Origin of the sequence: Flavobacterium algoriphilum (genome assembly GCF_048158655.1) — a bacterium.
In the GTDB taxonomy this organism is placed as follows: Bacteria; Bacteroidota; Bacteroidia; order Flavobacteriales; family Flavobacteriaceae; genus Flavobacterium; species Flavobacterium algoriphilum.
The window spans coordinates 1-18530 of the sequence record NZ_JBLNKY010000010.1 but is presented as its reverse complement, the minus strand read 5'-3'; the positions used below and the strand labels follow the sequence as shown (position 1 = coordinate 18530).

The following is an 18530-nucleotide window of genomic DNA, read 5'->3' as shown; positions in this document are numbered from 1 at the left end:
CCCTCTCTCCCGGCACTTCGGGATGGAGAGGGTTGGGGATAGGAAAAAAAAGAAATAAAATGGAATTTGATTTTCTGAAGCCCGTAGATGATGAAATCCTTAGTTATATAAATGGATTAACTTCTCAGCAATTGGGAAGTAAAATTGTATTGCATACAAAAGAACAGTTTCCGGATTTAAACAAGATTAAAATTGCTGTAATAGGCGTTTTAGAAAATCGGGGAGATATAAAAGCTGTTTCGGATGTTGATTTAATACCACTTAGAAAAGAGTTGTATGGATTGTTTCCAGGGAACTGGGATGCTTCAATTGCAGATTTAGGGGATATTCTTGCTGGAAATTCAGCTGCGGACACTTATTTTGCATTAAAAAAAGTGGTTGCAAGCCTAATCAAGAAAAAAATCACTCCTATAGTTATAGGAGGTTCTCAGGATTTGACGTATGCACTTTACAGGGCTTATGATGATTTGGAACAAATGGTCAATTTAGTTTCTATTGATAATAAATTTGATTTTGGCAAGGATGAAGAAGTCGTTTCAGCTTCTTCTTATTTGACTAAAATAATTGTAGACGAACCTAATAATCTTTTTAACTATTGTAATATTGGATATCAAACGTATTTTAATTCACAGGAAGAAATAGATTTGATAGAGAAATTATTTTTTGATGGCTATAGATTGGGTGAGATTTCTAATAATATTGCTCTTGCTGAACCAGTTTTTAGAGATGCGGATTTAGTGAGTATTGATCTAAATTCTATTAAATCATCTGATTCAGGGAATTTTATTTCGTTTGCGCCTAATGGTTTTAATGGTAAAGAAATTTGTTCTTTGTCCAGATATGCAGGAATAAGTGATAAGGTATCTTCTTTTGGAATATTTAATCATAATAATTCGGTTCAGGAATCTATCATTATTGCGCAGATAATTTGGTATTTTATAGAAGGGTTTCATTATCGTTCTAATGAATATCCTTTTGGAAGCAAGGAAAATTATTTGAAATACATCGTTCCACTGGAAGAAGAGGAGCTTGTTTTTTATAAAAGCGATAAAACGGACAGGTGGTGGATAGAAATACCTTTTATTTCAAATGGTAATAATAAATTAAAAAGAAATACGTTATTACCATGTTCATACGATGAGTATTTATTAGCATGCAATCAAGAATTACCTGAAAGATGGTGGAAAGCGCAAAGAAAAAACATTTTATAATTAATGTTTTTAAAATTTATCTAAACACATAAAACCATCTTAATATTTAAAGTAATTTCATGTGTTAAATATTACAAAAATTAACAAAAAAACCACTTTTAATGTATTGTGTCGATTTTTTTTGCACTTTATCGATAAAATATTTTTTTGTATTTAATTTTATTTTTGACCCTAAATTGATTTAACAATAAAAAATATTGTTTTTTTAATAAATAATAAATAGGTTTACGCAATTTTAAGACAAAGAATAGATAATCCAAACTTATATGAAGAATTTCATTGTATTTACGGCAATTTTAACACTGTTAATTGGCTGTGGTAAATCAAGCGACAAAGGAGAATTAGTTGGTATTAATGGAGGGAAATGGCATCCTGAGAAACCTTATGGAATGGCTTTAATTCCAGGAGGAGCTTTTATAATGGGTAAATCCGATGATGATTTAGCTGATGTTGAGGATGCGCCTACAAAAACAGTGACTGTTCGTTCTTTTTATATGGACGAAACTGAAATCACGAATAGTGAATACCGTCAATTTGTAGAATGGGTAAAAGACTCTACAATGAGAGTTCGATTAGCTATTCTTGCTGATGAAAGTGGCCAAAAAGCAGGTGAAGGAAAAGGAAAAGGTAAAAATGCAGGAAGTATCGGTGATTTTGCTTTTAATGATTCAGATCCTGAAAAGATGACTGCATATGATAAATATATGTATGATAATTATTACAGTATAGGTACTGCTGATGACCCTTATGCAGGAAGAAAATTAAATAAAAAAGTAAAATTAATCAAAGATACGAAGTTATATCCAGATGAATATTATACTGAAGTGATGGATTCTATGTATTTGCCAATAGAAGCGTCATATAATGGATTACGTACAATAGATGTGAATAAATTAAAATTTCGTTACTCTTGGATGGATATTCAAGCTGCTGCAAAAGCTAAGGTAGGGAAAAGAAAAGATTTTATTAAAACGGAAGAAGTTAATGTATATCCTGACACAACTGTTTGGATTAAAGATTTTGCTTATTCATATAATGAGCCAATGCATAATGATTATTTTTGGCACAAAGCATATGGAGATTATCCAGTTGTAGGGGTAAAATGGACTCAAGCAAAAGCATTTTGTGCTTGGAGAACGTTGAATAAAAACACTTATATAAAATCTAAAAAGAAAGGCCACGATTTGATAAATTCTTTTAGATTACCTACTGAAGCAGAATGGGAATATTCGGCTAGAGGGGGATTGCAGTCTGCAACATATCCATGGGGTGGACCATATACTAAAAATGACAGAGGTTGTTTTCTTGCTAATTTCAAACCAAATAGAGGTGATTACGCAGCAGATGAAGCTTTGTATACTGTAGAGGCAAAATCGTATGAGCCAAATGGTTATAATTTGTATAACATGGCAGGAAACGTTTCAGAATGGACAGACTCATCTTATGATCCAAATGCATACGAATATGTGTCTTCTATGAATCCAAATGTGCTGGATGCTTCAAATAAACGCAAGGTAGTTCGTGGAGGTTCATGGAAAGACGTTGCTTATTTCCTACAAGTAAGTACAAGGGATTTCGAATATGCTGATTCTGCAAGAAGCTTTATTGGTTTTAGAACCGTTCAGGATTACATGGGATTGCAAACTACCGGAAGTACCAAAAGAGGTAAAAAATAAATAACTATAAAGGAAACCAGATCTTTAAATAACTAACCCCCTAAAAAAAACATTATGGCATTACTTAGCAAAAAAACAATGAATTTCGCATACGGTATGGGAGCGGCAGTTGTAATCATTGGAGCATTATTCAAAATTACTCACCTTGAATTCGGTTTTATAACTGGAAATTTAATGTTAACGATAGGGCTTGTTGTAGAAGCTGCAATTTTTGCTCTTTCAGCATTTGAACCAGTTGATGATGATCTAGATTGGACGTTAGTATATCCTGAACTGGCAAATGGTAAAGTGACTGGTGTAAAAAAAGCAAAAATTGAAGCTCCATCAGATGCTCAAGGATTGTTGTCTCAAAAACTAGATGCAATGTTAAAAGACGCTAAAATTGACGGTGAATTAATGGCGAGTTTGGGGAATAGTATTAAAAATTTCGAATCTGCTGCAAAAGGGATTGCTCCAACTGTAGATTCTATTAATTCTACTAAGAAATATAGTGAAGAGTTAACTTTGGCTGCAGCGCAAATGGAATCTTTGAATAGTTTATACAAAATACAATTACAAAGCGCTTCTAGAAATGCACAGATAAATGAAGAAGTTGCTGAGAATAACTTAAAATTAAAGGACCAAATGCAGTCTTTGACATCTAATTTGTCATCCCTTAACAATGTATACGGAGGAATGCTTTCTGCAATGCATAATAAAGGGTAATTAGTTTCAAACTAAATAAAAATAACAAACTAATTAGTAGAAAATATGGCAGGAGGAAAACTAACCCCTAGACAGAAGATGATAAACCTGATGTACTTGGTTTTTATCGCAATGTTAGCATTAAATATGTCTAAAGAAGTGTTGTCAGCTTTTGGGATCTTAAATAATAAAATAGTAGAGTCTAACTCTATAACAGATACCCGAAATCAATCTTCATTTGAACAATTAGCTCAAAAGGCAGTGGATCAACCTGGACAATTTGGGGATAAAAAAGCTAAAGTTGAAAAAATTAGAGCATTGTCTAAAGAGTTTACGGACTATTTAGAAAATATCAAAACCACTGTTACCAGTAAATTTGTAAGAGACACTGAAGGTAATTTACCATATGAGCAAATGGATAAAGGTGATTTGATTGACAGAAAATTCTTTACTGGTGATAAAGTTTCTAAGGAGGGACAAGAGTTTTTAGATAAGATTAATAATTTTCCAGATCAGATAAAAGCAATAGGCGGCAGTTCAATTGCTGAATCAGAAATGAAAAAAATCGAAGCTAGATTCGCCACTAAGCCTATTTATTCTGAAAAAGCAGGGGCTGAATTACCTTGGATTGATTATAATTATAAAGGGTATCCACTTATTGCTACAATTACAAAATTATCTCAATTACAAGCAGATATTAAAACAACAGAAAGCGATGTAATGACTGGAATGTTCCAATCAGATTTAGTTGCTGCAGCTTCTCTTACTGCTTATCAACCGATAGTTCTTCTGGAGAAATCTGTTTTCTTTCAAGGTGAAACTGTTAAAGGGAAAATTATATTAGGAAAATTTGATCCATCTTTAAAAGCTAAATCAGTTGTAGTAAATGGTTCAAGTTTACAAGCTGAGGCAGGTCAGGCAAAGTTTTCATTTGGAGCAGGTAATATTGGAGAACACGCAATAGGCGGTTCATTCAATTTTGAAGAAAATGGTAAATTAGTACCACTTGCAATTCAAAAAACTTCTTATGTTGTTGTTCCAAGACCAAAATCAGCTACAATTTCTGCCGATAAAATGAATGTTGTTTATAGAGGTGTTGTAAATCCTATGACTATTTCTTTTGCGGGTGTATCAGCTGATAAGGTTACGGCATCTGCTCCAGGGTTGAGTTCTGCAGGTGGAGGAAAATACAATATGAGCCCAGGAGCAGGAACTGAAACTGTTATCAATGTGACTGGAACACTTCCTGATGGATCTAAGGTTTCGGATAAAAAAACCTTCAGAATAAAAGGTATTCCTGGACCGAATGGAACTATTAGAGGAGAAATGGGTGTGGTAAAAGGACCTAAATCGAATTTACAAATAGCTACAATTGGTGCTAAGTTAGTTGATTTTGATTTTGAAGTTGCTTTAAATGTAGTTGGCTTTAATTTGAAAGTAACTGGTCAACCTACTGTTGTTGTTCAAGGGAATAAATTGAATGCACAATGTAATGCAGTTCTTTCTAAAACGGTTAGAGGTGACCAAGTTACCATTTCTGAAATTAAAACAAAACTTGTAGGTGCGGGTAGTTATTTATTGCCTAGAACCGCTCCAGTAATTTTTGAAATACAATAATAAGTAGTTATACAAACCACTACTTCATTAACTTATAATGAAATCATGATGAATGTAAGAAATTTTTTAATAGCTATTATCTCTGTCACTTGGAGTTTTGTAACTACAGCACAATCCAATTTGCTTAATGCTAAAACGCCAGATCAAATAGGACTTAAAACTGCAGCACAGCTTATTTCTGATAATGACAAACCATTGGCTTATGGCTATGTGCATGACAGAGACGTTTTGATGGGTAAGACAACTTGGGAAATAATCGATCTAAGTGAAAAGATCAATTTTTCTTTGTATTTTCCTATAGATACTGCTAATATTGGTTCTGATAGAAGGTCTTTATATGATGTTTTGACAAAGGCAATGAGAAATGGTAAAATAACAGAAGTGTATACCGACAGTTATTTTAATACCAAAAAATCTATGAAAGATATTCAGGCTTCATTGACCCGTATTGACACAACTGATGCTGGAAGAGAACAAATAAATGCGGGAGCTCAGATATCTCCGGAGTACATTTTAAAATCAGATCTTACAGCACAAGATGTTACCCAATATAAAATTAAAGGATACTGGTATTTTGACAAACGTCAAAGTGAATTGAAGTATCGTTTACTTGGGATTTGTCCTGTTACACCAGATGTGTTTACGATGAACAGTGATGAAAAAGATTACATTGAGCTATTTTGGATATTTTTCCCTGCAGCTAGAGACGTATTACATGAAGCCAAAGCTTTCAATGATAAAAATTCTGCGATGCCTGTTTCTTTTGATCAAATTCTTAATTCAAGGAAATTTAACAGTGTCATTTACAAAGAAGAAAACGTTTATGGAGACAGATCAATTGCTGAGTATATGAAAGATAATGCACAGAATCAATTGTTAGAATCAGAAAGAGTGAAAGAAAAAATTCGCAATTTCGAACAAGATATGTGGAATTATTAATTTCAATTTCCAACATAAACAAAAACTCTTACTGTAATGGTAAGAGTTTTTTTGTTTTAATGTGTTTACTTTGTATTTATTTAAAAAAAAATTACTTCAAATGATTGATTATTTAATAGTAGGTTCTGGTTTAGCGGGTATTTCATTTGCTGAGATTGCTTTGCGAAATGAGAAAACTATTTTGATATTGGATAATAATTCCCAAAATTCCTCTAGGATTGCAGGAGGTTTGTATAATCCGGTTATTCTAAAACGCTTTAGCGAAGTATGGCAAGCGCAAGAGCAATTAGTATTGATGAATGAATTTTATACTTTTTTGGAAGAAAAGCTAAAATTCAAAGTAGATTTTAAAAGACCGATTCTAAGAAAATTTTTCTCCATCGAAGAACAGAATAATTGGTTTGCTGCTTCAGATAAAATAGCGTTAGCTCCTTTTTTATCCACGCAATTGATCTCTAAAAAGTATATAGGAATTGATTCCCCTTATGGATATGGAGAAGTTCTACAAACCGGGTATGTGGACACCGCCTTGTTATTAAATAAATACAGAGAATATTTGAACCAAAATAATTTATTTAAGGAAGAATCGTTTGAGTATGATATTTTAGAAATAGTAAATGATGAAATTCATTATAAAGATATTCAGGCTAAACATATTATTTTTGCAGAAGGTTTTGGCATGCATTCAAATCCATATTTTAAGCATTTGCCTCTAGACGGAACCAAAGGCGAGCTTTTTATTATAAAAGCACCTCAGTTGGATTTAGATGTAATCGTAAATACGAGTGTCTTTATTTTACCTCTAGGTAATGATCTATTCAAAGTAGGGGCTACTTATAATTGGAAAGATAAAACAGACTTACCTACAATAGAAGGAAAGATTGAATTAGAGGAAAGGATTAAAGAAATTATAAGCTGTGATTTTGAAATTGTGGAGCATTTTGCTGGAGTTAGGCCCACTGTAAAAGACAGAAGACCATTAGTAGGAACACTCCAAAATTATGAATCAATACATATCCTGAATGGTTTAGGAACAAGAGGAGTTATGCTGGGGCCAGCAATGGCTAAAGCTTTATTTGACAATATAGAACATCAAATTCCTTTAAATAAGGAAATTAATATTAACAGGTTTTTGCCTAAAGGGCAGCAATAATATTATTTTAGTTTTGTTTTTATATCATAAGAAACAAACATATTAATATATATGTTTCTGGACCAACGTAAAACAAATGGGAATGAAAGAATGAGCGCGGCAATTATTGAAATAAAGGCAACTTTAAGATTGGAGCCAAAAAATATAAAAGAGATTATAAAGGCAGCAATTCCAATTGCAACATTCAATCCATAACTCACATACATTGCGCCATAAAAGAAAGAAGGTTCTATTTGATATTTTAAACCGCAATGACTACAATTTTCATGCATTTTTAAGATTTTAGTGATATGTAGCGGATTTTTATCTAAATACATACTCTCATTCTGACATTTAGGACAAGTTCCTGTTAAAATGCTATATAATTTGGATCCTTTTTTTAACATTTGCAAAAAATTTAATTTTTCCTTTTTTAATTCCGACAATTCGGGATACAAATTTACAAATTCAGAAAGGAATAAAATAACAATACATGCTTAATATACACAATTTATCCGTTTCGTTTGGTGGTACTTATTTATTTGAAGAAGTAACCTTTCGATTGGGTGCTGGAGACCGAGTGGGTCTTGTTGGGAAAAATGGTGCTGGAAAATCGACCATGCTTAAAATGTTGGCAAGAGATTTTGCTCCTGATTCAGGTGTTATTTCTCAAGAAAAAGATCTTCGAATGGGATTCTTGCGCCAGGATATTGATTTTGAACAAGGAAGAACGGTTCTAGAAGAAGCCTATGAAGCTTTTACGGAGATAAAAATTGTTGAGAAAAAGCTTGAAGAGATTAATCATTTATTAGTTACCAGAATTGATTATGAAAGTGATGAATACAGCCAAATTATAGAAGACTTATCTGATTACACCCATCGTTTTGAATTATTGGGTGGATATAATTATGTTGGCGATACTGAGAAAATTCTACTTGGATTAGGTTTTAAAAGAGAAGTTTTTGATAATCAGACAGAAACTTTTTCAGGTGGATGGAGAATGCGTATCGAGTTGGCTAAACTATTATTACAGGCAAATGATGTTTTGTTATTGGATGAGCCTACGAATCACTTGGATATTGAGAGTATCATTTGGTTGGAAAGTTTCCTTCGTAATTACCCGGGTGTTGTGGTGATTGTTTCGCACGATAAAATGTTCTTGGATAATGTGACTAATAGAACCATCGAAATTTCTCTTGGAAAAGCCTATGATTTCAACAGACCGTATTCTCAATATTTAGAACTGCGTCATGAAATCCGTGAAAAACAATTGGCAACACAAAAAAATCAAGCCAAAAAAATTGAAGAAACCGAGAAATTAATCGAAAAATTCCGTGCCAAAGCCTCTAAAGCTTCCATGGCGCAATCGATGATTAAAAAACTCGATAAAATAGAACGTATTGAAGTTGATGAAGATGATAATTCGGTGATGAATATTACTTTTCCTGTTTCAAAGGAACCGGGACGAGTAGTTATAGAAGCAGAAAATGTTACTAAAAGCTACGGTGATAAGACGATTTTGAAAGATATTAATTTGTTAGTAGAACGTGGAAGTAAAATTGCATTCGTTGGACAAAATGGACAAGGAAAATCGACTTTTATCAAAGCCATTGTAGATGAATTTGAATACCAAGGAAATATTAAGTTAGGCCACAATGTACAGTTGGGTTATTTTGCACAAAATCAAGCAGAATACCTGGATGGTGAAATCACCTTGTTACAAACTATGGAAGATGCAGCGGTAGATACCAATCGTTCTAAAGTACGCGATATGTTGGGCTCTTTTTTGTTTCGTGGCGACGATGTAGAGAAAAAGGTAAAAGTCCTTTCTGGGGGCGAAAGAAACCGTTTGGCGTTATGTAAACTGTTGTTGCAACCCATCAATGTTCTACTGATGGATGAGCCTACGAATCACTTGGACATAAAATCGAAGAATGTTTTGAAAGCCGCACTTCAAAAATTTGGTGGTACTTTATTGTTAGTTTCTCACGATAGAGATTTCTTGCAAGGAATGTCAAATTTGGTGTATGAGTTTAAAGACCAAAAAATAAAAGAATATTTAGGAGATATTAACTATTTCTTGGAACAACGCAATATGGAGAATATGCGTGAAGTGGAGAAAAAAGATGCTCAAAAAGCAGCAGTACCGAAAGAAAGCAATAAAGCTTCTTATGAAGATCAAAAGAAAGGGAAAGCCTTGCAGAATAAGTTGAGTAAAGTGGAGAGTCAAATTAAGCAATTAGAAAAAGACATTCAACAAGATGACAAAATGCTCGCTTCTAATTACGACAAACACATTGAAGACGCTAAATTTTTCACAGCATACAACAAGAAAAAAGCCGAGCTGGAGAAACTCCTTCTAGAGTGGGAAGTAGTTCAAGAAGAAATTGACAATGTATAAAAAAGAGAGTTCCAATTTTTGGAACTCTTTTTTTTATACAATAATCCCAATCATTTTAGAGTGTGTAATAGCTTCACTGCTATTCTTGAAATAACAAACAGAAACATTTAAGGTTTTTAAATTTTTCAAAATAGCGGTTACTTTTACTTTTTTAGTGTCACCAGTTTGTCTAATATAAACTGCTTTTACCGTAACTGGAAAAATTTTGCAAATTGCTTCGTATAAAAAGGCATCATGTTGTGAATCGTCACCAAGTAGCACATATTCTAAATTAGGGTAAAATTCTAGAATGTGTTTTATTTTGTCAAACTTATGATTGTGGTTGCCTCTTCCGGTTAGAAAAAAATCAGTCAGACTCGTTTTAATGTCCTTTAATAGAAGAACCGCTTTTGGTAGTTGATGAAGTTCGGTGAATTTTATAATAAAACGGTACAAATTCCATTCGCTGCTTGAAACATAGAAAAAAGCGTTGAATTCCTCTTTATGATCTCTTCCAGCCGTACTTAATGCCTGATAGTGCGTGACAACGTCTTCGTAAATTTTTCTTTTGTTAATGTTTTTGAATAACAAAACATATAATTTCTTCAAAGGGTTCACCGTATGCGATACTAAAAAAGTATCGTCAATATCGGATATAATTCCTAAATTACCTTTGTGGGGGCGAATATAACTGTCTTTGATAGTTATCGTTTCGTTATTGTAATGAATACTTACCTCGTAGTCAATCCAGCCATAAAGGGTAAACTGGTCTAATGGTACACAAAATTTAAAATATCCGTCATTCAGTGTTTTTGTATGAATCTTAATTTTATTATGCATTAAATAGACATCAGCATTTGCTTGTGTTTTAATTCGGTACATACCAATTACCGAAGTTGCGTTTTTGATATTTTTTTTCTGAAAATCATAATCTTTGGCTGTTGTCGGTCTAAAGACATGGCCCATAACTATTAATTCCTGTTCATTAGCATAGCCGCGGTATAATTTTAAAATAGGCTTCATTTATTTTGTACTTTTGAGATGAATTAGAAGTTGTGATTTTTTAACCAATAAAAGTAAGTAAATTTTGAGAAAGAATATCATATTGGTTGTTAATCCTATCTCTGGAGATATTGATAAAGCGGAACTTATTGCAAGTGTAATGCTTTTTGTTGAAAAAGAAAACCTGAATCTTGTCAGTTATACTACTTCAGGAGTTGCTGATATAGTCAATATAAAAGCGCTTTATGAAACTTACAAGCCAGAACGAATTATTGTAGCAGGTGGGGATGGAACTATAAAAATGGTTGCTGAGGCAATGGAAAAATACAATGTAATTCTTGGGATTTTACCGGCTGGTTCTGCCAACGGTTTAGCAGTAGATTTAAATTTGCCTCTAACACTGGAAGAAAATTTAACAATAGCATTCCATAATAATTATATGGAAATAGATATGATTTCCATCAATGGAAAAAAAAGTATTCATCTAAGTGATTTGGGGCTTAATGCGGAAATGATTAAGAACTATGAAAAAAGTAGTATTCGTGGTATATGGGGCTATTTTTTACAAAGCTTCAGTACTTTGATTGATCTAGACGATCCTTTCATAGCCACTATTACAGGTAATTTTGAAACAATAGAATGTGTGGCAAGAATGATTGTAATAGCTAATTCTAAAAAGTATGGCACAGGAATTTCAATCAATCCAAATGGAGTTATGGATGATGGAAAGTTTGAATTGGTTATTTTGAAAAACTTGGATTTGGTAATACTTGGGAAAATTATTACTGGAAATATGCCAATAGATTCAGAAGATTTAGAGATAATTTCAACTGATAAAGCAACAATAACGACAAATGTACCGGTTAGTTTTCAAATTGATGGAGAATATTTTGGAAAAAAAACAAAATTGAATATCGAAATTTTACCTAAACAAATGAAAGTTGCAATCCCGAATCGAATCATTGAGGTTATTTAAATGGATTTCGTTCTTGCCAAATAGTTTCGGGCTCTAAATATTTAAAAATTCTAGGCATGTAGGAATTAAGTATGAGGTTGCTGTGCTCTATAAAACCATACATTTTTACAGGCTTTGCCCCTACAGAACTTTTAATTTCCAAAGCAGTTCTTGCAAATATAATTTCCTTAAAACCTTTATTGATAGAATAGGCAATCATATCATATAACATGTTTAAATACAGCATTTTTTCACGTTGAATGCCTTCATCATATCCTAGAAAATAGGTATCCATTACGGCGCCATTTTTTATTAAAGTATTAAAGCCAATTAGTTTTCCATCAATGAAATAGCCATAAAAAAGAAATTTATCTTTGAATATTTCTTTAAAAGTTCTAAAATGATTTTTAGGAAGGAAAAAAGTATTGAAAGGGGCATTTTTGGCTACGTGGATATACAAGTCATAAATGGTCTGTTCATTTGCAATGATTTCTTCAAGATGCATTTTTCTTTTTTCAACCATTTCAGCCTTTTTTCGGGCTCTTTTGTATTGATCTCGGTACTTTTTTGAAAGTGAGTCGATGTAATCTTGCTCTGATTTCCAATTTTCATTGATCGAAAAAACCATATTTGGCTGTGTTGAAAACTGATAATTGTTTTTGTATTCTGAAATGTTAAAATTTTTAATTTCGTCTTCGTTAAAATCTTTAAATGAGGTAATATGAATCTTTTTACCTTTAGATTCAAAGATTTTTTTCAATGCAGTTGTTGCCAAGTTTAATGTTTGCAGCGCTTTTTTTTCATCTATAGTATTAGAAAAAGCAAAAGAATTTTGCCCGGTTAACATATTGTTGCCAATAAGTAATACATGCGAGCAAAAATTTCTAAAAGCAAAATTCCGTATGGCGGTTTTTACACATTTATCTCGTTCGCCAAAAGAGTCCAATTTATTTAAATCTAAAAATTGTGAAACTGCAATACCAACTAAAGTTTCATCTTTGAAAATTCCAATAAAATGACAAATCATGTTTTCTGGAGGTGATTTTTCTAGTAACTCCAGATAATTTTTGGATAAAAAAATAGTTGATATAGCTAAATCATTCCAATTTTTTGGAAGTTGAGCGGTAGAATTATAAATTTTGAAAGAATAAGAAGTATTCAAATTGGATTTTAATTTTCACAAAATTAGTTAATAAATTTAAAGTATTGTTCTATGATTCTAATTTTGCTAACTTTATATGAATAAAAAAATAAATTATGAAAACGTATACAGAGCAAACAGTCCAATCCGAATTAAAAGAGCTAAAGGACTGGCAATTTATTAATAATGGAATAGAGAAAAAGTTTAAATTTTTAGACTTCACTCAAGCATTGGGTTTTATAGTTCAGGTGGGAGTGCTGGCTGAGAAAAGAAATCATCATCCGGAATTATTTAATGTCTATAATAAAGTGACGATTCGGCTGACTACTCACGATGCTGATGGAGTAACTGATAAGGACATAGAATTAGCAAAAACGATCGAAAAAATAGAATAAAAAAATCTCGTCTTTTTAGAAGAGACGAGATTTTTTAATAAAAATATATTTTTAAACCCAGCCACAAATAATCCCGCCCATAATCATAAAGCAAACGATCCAGAAGCCGCCAGTTATAATGGTGTATTTGAAGCTTCTTCTTTCATATAATGCATTTGTTCCAATTACAGGCAGAATAATAAACAAGCCTGCTAAGAAGCCATGTAATGCACCATGTTTAAATGTTCTGTAGGTTTTCCCATAAGCATTCATGTAATTTTGTAGAATTGAAGGATCAATATTAGGAATATTATTTGCTGCGCTGTAAGCGCCCATTTGATGAATAACTATTGTTTGTAAGAGTAGAGAAATTAAAAATGCGTAAAGCAATGACACACCGAATATTATAAGCATATTTCCTCCTTTTATTTTTTCTTCAGTCATTCCTGATTCTTTCATCCACATTGTCCCAAAGACTTTGGGATGATACCAAACAAATCCTACTACAAGTGTCGACATTGCAGCAACTAAAAGCGCCAAATAATTCATTTCCATAAAATTAATTTTAAAGGTTAGTAAGTCAAATTTAGTGAATTATTATTTAACAGTAATTTGTGTTTTTTGTAAGATATAACTCTGTAAATAATATAAAATAGTGCGTTTTGTCGATTTTATTTGATAGTTATTCTTATTGTACGTACATTTAATAAATATAAAAGTATAAAACTTTAAGTTATGAAAAATTTAACTACTCTATTTTTAACCGTTTTGTTTTCTTTTTCCATGTTGGCTAATGTGTCTCTTTCAGATAAAGATGCACTTGTGAAATTATATCAAGCAACAAATGGAAATCAATGGAATGTTAAATGGGATTTATCATCACCGGTTTCTACTTGGTACGGAGTTAAGTTACAAGGGGAGAAAGTGATTTCAATAAATTTGGCTGATAATAATTTAAATGGCCAAATTCCATCTGATATTGTCAAATTAGTTAGCCTGCAAGAATTGAATTTACACAAAAATCACCTATCTGGAAAAATTCCATCTAATATTGGAAATTTAAAGGACTTGAAATTATTAAACCTTTCGTTTAACAATTTATCAGGGACAATACCTACCTCAGTTTGTGAAATGAGTAGTTTAAAAAATTTAGAGTTATATATGAATATGCTTTCTGGTGAATTGCCGTTGCAAATAGGATCTTTAAAACAATTAGAAGTTCTGTCGTTATATAACAATGAAATAACTGGAGAAATTCCTACTTCGCTTTATGATGTAAAAACAATAAAAATTTTATTACTAAGTAGTAATAAATTTATTGGGGCATTAAGCAGTGATGTAGTAAATATGGCGTCTCTTGAAAATCTTAGTTTATTTGATAATAAAATGATTGGTCAAGTGCCATTTGAGTTAGAAAAATTGAATAACCTTAAAGAAATGAATATTTCCTACAATATGTTTAATGGATTAGTATCTAAAGATTTAGCGATTTTGGATACATTAAATATGACAATGATAAATGATAAAGGTGTTGCCATTTTATTAAATGTAACTTCTAATAAAAATACAGCTATAGTTTCTGAAGATTAATATTTGAAATAAATGTGAGGTTTAGTTTTTTTTTAAATAAGTTTAATTTGATAAGTTTAGTTAGAAAAACCTGTGTAGCTTTTTTGCTTCACAGGTTTTTTTTTGTATGAATTAATCCGATTAATCATCGACCGCCCTTGGAAAAAATGCCGGTTGTTTTTTTTTTTAATTATCGCGCTCTAACTTTACATCTTTGAGTCTTTTCTTCAGTTCGTGAATTTTTTCTTGTTCGGACTTAGTTTTACATTTCCTTTTCCAGGAAAACTTCCTTTTCCAAACTCCTCGAACTCTTTGCGCTATTAATAAAATTTTTGTGCTGTTACTCCCAACTCTCTGGCGAGCTCTGATAAGGCTTTTTCTTTAAAAGCTTTGTGATAAATTTTGCGCACTTATTTCATAGGTTAGAATTAAGATTATTTCTTAACTTTCTGTGAAGGCTAAGTTAGCATGTCCAAACTAGTTTTGCTACATATCCCAATAAGCTGCGAATGAACACGCTGTACAATTAATTAAGGGTTTCTGAATCAAAACACCATTGAAGCACTATCATAGGCGTTTGGATTTGTATGTCGGAATTTTTTTAGCAAGATTTTTAAGGCAGTTGTTGGCTTCACGTCAAAAGAATATCACGAAAGACAATGAGTATTTTTTTTAATTTTAATGCATTGAAAATCAATTAGATAACGTTAGTAATTCTTTTTTTTTATTAGTAGTATTTTGTGTTCAGATTGAATCTGAGCAGAACTGTTTCCTCTTTAAATCCTTTTTTCGAAAATAATAAAGTACTTTTATGCCCTAATGTTCCAAATTTTAAAACAGTTAATGCCATTCGTGTTGTAAATAATGCACTTTAAAGCCTTATCTAGTTAGTTAATGCCCCCAAACTTATGAAAAAAAAATACTTTTTTAATTCTTATAATTTATATAACTGCAAACTTTCTGGTCACAAACTTCCAAAACTTTAAAACAATAGTCGCTGATTCTACTTAACAAAAAACTTAATTGATTAAGCATTTTTTTCTTTGATAATGAAATTTTGCATATCAGAATTTGTTTTTCATTGTCATAAAAACCTAATTAATTTTATTAAGTTTTCAAAATAAGGAAAGAACTAATTAATCTTGCTTGTTACTACTTTAATCAAATAAAGTTTTTTATTTGAATGAATTAGTTTTTTTAAACAGTTAGATTTACCTGTATTCCAATTAAAACAAGCTTTATTGATGTTTTTCAAATATCGATGAAATTTATAATAGAATCAAATCCATATTCAGAGCAAAATTAGAGTAGAGTCATCTTTCTAAGGAGTCTTTTTGAATTAAATAAGTACTATAAAAATGTACAGGCCCAGTTTTTGAAGTAATAAAAAAACAAGAAAATATATTTAGTTTAATTCTTATGAAAAAATATTTACTCTTCTATGTAGTAACCATTGCGTTATTGCTTTTCTCAAATAGAAGTTTTAGTCAAACCGTTAATCTAGGTATACTTGAATCTTTTGAAGGTTATACGGGAGCGGGAGCTGCTACAAATGGAGCGGGAGCCACTTGGACAGGGGATGTTGGTACAAATGTTGGAATAATTAGCGGATTTGCGCCACCATCTTTTAATGGTAATACATACAATGCTAATGCAGTAACTGCTCAGTGCAGATTCGATTTATTTAGGTTATATATTCATCTTAACGATCTTTTTGTTGACAATCCAGCCACCCATACTGCTGCTTTTGGTAGCGAAACGCTTAAGCCTGGAGTTTATTCCATACCTAGTGCGGGATCTATAGGCGGAAATCTTACTCTTGATGGAAAAGGAGATCCTAATGCTTTCTTTGTAATTAAATTTTACGGTGCAATGACAGTAGGAGCTGGCGCAACTATTAATTTAATTAATGGAACAAAATCTAGTAATGTTTTTTTTATTACTGATGGAGCTATTTCTGTTGCGGCAAATACTAATCTAAAAGGAACCTTATTTGCAAAGATAGGGGCTGTTGGTCTTGGTGCTGATGCTATTCTTGAAGGAAGAATGCTTACCTTAGAAGGAGCGATAACTACTGGAGCAGGTGCTACCGTAAGTCCTCCTGCTGATGCTTGTACAATTCCAATTTTCTGTGAAAATAACTGTAGTCCCGCTCCTGCTGTTGATGTTTTGGGAGTTCTTTCAAATTATGCCCTTTATACTAATTTTGGTGATGTGCCAAATACTAGTACATCTGGTATTAATGGCAAAATTGGTACAAATTCTGGCGCTATAAGTGGGTTTGGGGATTCAGTTGTTATCGGGTCTTATCATACTGCGGATACTAATACAGCACAAGCGAATATAGATTTAGATAAAGCTTATAATTCGCTCATGGCTCTGCCAAATACAGTTCCTTCGGATGGGGGTGTTTTACCTGTAGTACATCATGCACACGCAGCAGCTTTTGGAAGTGTTGCTCTAGGCGGGGAAACAATAAATGCTGGGGTTTATTTCATAAACGGTGCTGGATCTTTAGGAGGTACTCTCGTCTTAGACGGTCAAAATAATCCCGATGCAATATTTGTTTTTAAGTTTGCTGGGGCATTTACAGTAGAAGCAAAAGCAAAAATGATTTTAATTAATGGAGCACGTCGATGTAATGTTTTTTGGATTGGCGGAGCCGGTGTTACTACTGGTGCTATTAGTATAGGAGCAGGTGCTGTTTTAAAAGGGACATTTCTTTCCCATGGCGGAGCTTGTGGTTCAGGAGCTTCTGTGTTTCTCGCCGGCCGACAGCTTTCTACAGGCGGAGCAGTTAATACTTATTCAGGCATAATTTATAATAATCCAGTTTGCATTACTTCTACTTCTTTAAAAACACCAGTAATAGTAGCAGTAACAGATAGTTCAACTGTTTTATCAGGTACAAAAACACCAAGTGTAATTGGAAATGATACCTTAAAAGGAGCACAAGCAGTAATCGGAACTGCCCCAGGACAGGTAACTTTGACTTCTACCCCAAACGGACCATTAACAATTAATGCTGATGGTACAATCACTGTTGCATCAAACACACCAGTAGGAAGTTATCCAATCACGTATACCATCTGTGAGGTTTCAAATCCAACAAATTGTAGTACAGTAACAAGTAATGTAACGGTAACTGCACCAGCAATAGATGCATTAACAGACAGTCCAAGTGTATTACCAGGTACAAAAACACCAAGTGTAATTGGAAATGATACCTTAAAAGGAGCACAAGCAGTAATCGGCACTGCCCCAGGACAGGTAACTTTGACTTCTACCCCAAACGGACCATTAACAATGAATGCTGATGGAACAATCACAGTTGCGTCAAAGACAGCAGCAGCAAGCTATCCAATTACGTATACCATTTGTGAGGTAAACAACCCAACTAATTGTAGTACAGTAACAAGTAATGTGACGGTAACTGCACCAGTAATAGCAGCTCTAAACGATAGTTACCAATCGGAATGTGCTACTAGTGGTAGTTTAGGCAACGTTCTAACAAATGATAGAATAGATGGTGTATCTTTTGCTGCAGCTGATGTCAATATTTCTTTAGAATCTGGAGCTAATCCAAATATTTCTTTAAATACAACTACAGGAGATATTTCTATAACTAATAATCTTGCATTTGGAGAATATACTTTAGTTTATAAAATTTGTCAGGCTCTAAATCCAACAAATTGCAGTAGTGCTACTATTTCTATCACGCTAACACAGCCATCAGAACCAACCACGGCATTAGCCTGTTGGGAAACTAGAAGTTTTGATACCACCACTTGTGCTTGGAAAACAACCGGCACACAGCCATCAGAACCAACCACGGCATTAGCCTGTTGGG

General features: G+C 32.7%; 15 protein-coding genes. 11 read left to right on the top strand and 4 right to left on the bottom strand.

What is annotated here, in order from left to right; all coding sequences use genetic code 11:
- Positions 1-59: 59 nt before the first annotated feature.
- The 6 genes from ACM55G_RS14440 (at position 60) to ACM55G_RS14415 (ending at position 7280) form a co-directional block, all read left to right on the top strand.
- Entirely contained in the window at positions 60-1211 is a 1152-nt protein-coding gene (locus ACM55G_RS14440; protein WP_416844646.1) for a formimidoylglutamase, read from the top strand.
- Between the two features lie 266 nt (positions 1212-1477).
- A complete protein-coding gene (gene porK, locus ACM55G_RS14435; protein WP_416844645.1) occupies positions 1478-2887 on the top strand; it encodes a T9SS ring complex lipoprotein PorK/GldK in 1410 nt (469 codons plus the stop codon).
- Between the two features lie 54 nt (positions 2888-2941).
- Positions 2942-3592 carry a type IX secretion system motor protein PorL/GldL gene (gene porL / locus ACM55G_RS14430; RefSeq protein WP_416844644.1) on the top strand — a complete coding sequence of 217 codons (651 nt, stop codon included), beginning with the start codon at positions 2942-2944 and terminating at the stop codon, positions 3590-3592.
- Positions 3593-3637: 45 nt separating this feature from the next.
- Positions 3638-5188, top strand: coding sequence for a type IX secretion system motor protein PorM/GldM (gene porM / locus ACM55G_RS14425; RefSeq protein WP_416844643.1), 1551 nt, complete (start codon positions 3638-3640; stop codon positions 5186-5188).
- Positions 5189-5236: 48 nt separating this feature from the next.
- Positions 5237-6127 carry a type IX secretion system ring subunit PorN/GldN gene (gene porN / locus ACM55G_RS14420; protein WP_416844668.1) on the top strand — a complete coding sequence of 297 codons (891 nt, stop codon included), beginning with the start codon at positions 5237-5239 and terminating at the stop codon, positions 6125-6127.
- Positions 6128-6227: 100 nt separating this feature from the next.
- Positions 6228-7280 carry an NAD(P)/FAD-dependent oxidoreductase gene (locus ACM55G_RS14415; protein WP_416844642.1) on the top strand — a complete coding sequence of 351 codons (1053 nt, stop codon included), beginning with the start codon at positions 6228-6230 and terminating at the stop codon, positions 7278-7280.
- Positions 7281-7282: 2 nt separating this feature from the next.
- Here the strand turns inward: ACM55G_RS14415 and ACM55G_RS14410 are convergent, their stop codons facing one another.
- Entirely contained in the window at positions 7283-7666 is a 384-nt protein-coding gene (locus ACM55G_RS14410; RefSeq protein ID WP_416844641.1) for a DUF983 domain-containing protein, read from the bottom strand.
- 86 nt (positions 7667-7752) lie between these two features.
- Here ACM55G_RS14410 and abc-f point away from each other — a divergent pair, with 86 nt between their 5' ends.
- Positions 7753-9660 (top strand): ribosomal protection-like ABC-F family protein, encoded by a 1908-nt coding sequence (gene abc-f / locus ACM55G_RS14405; RefSeq protein ID WP_416844640.1) that lies wholly within the window; start codon positions 7753-7755, stop codon positions 9658-9660.
- A 33-nt stretch (positions 9661-9693) separates the two neighbouring features.
- Here abc-f and ACM55G_RS14400 read toward each other — a convergent pair whose 3' ends face one another.
- The gene (locus tag ACM55G_RS14400) at positions 9694-10662 is read right to left on the bottom strand and encodes an App1 family protein (RefSeq protein ID WP_416844639.1); all 969 of its coding nucleotides are present in this window, start codon (positions 10660-10662) and stop codon (positions 9694-9696) included.
- A gap of 64 nt (positions 10663-10726) precedes the next feature.
- Between ACM55G_RS14400 and ACM55G_RS14395 the strand changes: the two genes are divergently transcribed.
- Positions 10727-11617, top strand: a complete 891-nt coding sequence (locus ACM55G_RS14395) for a diacylglycerol/lipid kinase family protein (RefSeq protein WP_416844638.1) — start codon at positions 10727-10729, stop codon at positions 11615-11617.
- Here ACM55G_RS14395 and ACM55G_RS14390 read toward each other — a convergent pair.
- Positions 11610-12758 (bottom strand): 8-amino-7-oxononanoate synthase, encoded by a 1149-nt coding sequence (locus ACM55G_RS14390; protein WP_416844637.1) that lies wholly within the window; start codon positions 12756-12758, stop codon positions 11610-11612. The genes ACM55G_RS14395 and ACM55G_RS14390 overlap by 8 nt on opposite strands.
- A 95-nt stretch (positions 12759-12853) precedes the next feature.
- Between ACM55G_RS14390 and ACM55G_RS14385 the strand changes: the two genes are divergently transcribed.
- On the top strand, positions 12854-13132 hold the full coding sequence (locus tag ACM55G_RS14385) for a 4a-hydroxytetrahydrobiopterin dehydratase (protein WP_416844636.1): 279 nt from the start codon (positions 12854-12856) through the stop codon (positions 13130-13132).
- A 51-nt stretch (positions 13133-13183) separates the two neighbouring features.
- Here the strand turns inward: ACM55G_RS14385 and ACM55G_RS14380 are convergent, their stop codons facing one another.
- Entirely contained in the window at positions 13184-13666 is a 483-nt protein-coding gene (locus ACM55G_RS14380) for a DUF1761 domain-containing protein (RefSeq protein WP_416844635.1), read from the bottom strand.
- Positions 13667-13846: 180 nt separating this feature from the next.
- Between ACM55G_RS14380 and ACM55G_RS14375 the strand changes: the two genes are divergently transcribed.
- Both ACM55G_RS14375 and ACM55G_RS14370 read left to right on the top strand, forming a co-directional pair.
- The gene (locus tag ACM55G_RS14375) at positions 13847-14701 is read left to right on the top strand and encodes a leucine-rich repeat domain-containing protein (RefSeq protein ID WP_416844634.1); all 855 of its coding nucleotides are present in this window, start codon (positions 13847-13849) and stop codon (positions 14699-14701) included.
- 1398 nt (positions 14702-16099) lie between these two features.
- A partial coding sequence (locus ACM55G_RS14370) for an ice-binding family protein (RefSeq protein ID WP_416844633.1) occupies positions 16100-18530 on the top strand: 2431 nt, incomplete at its 3' end.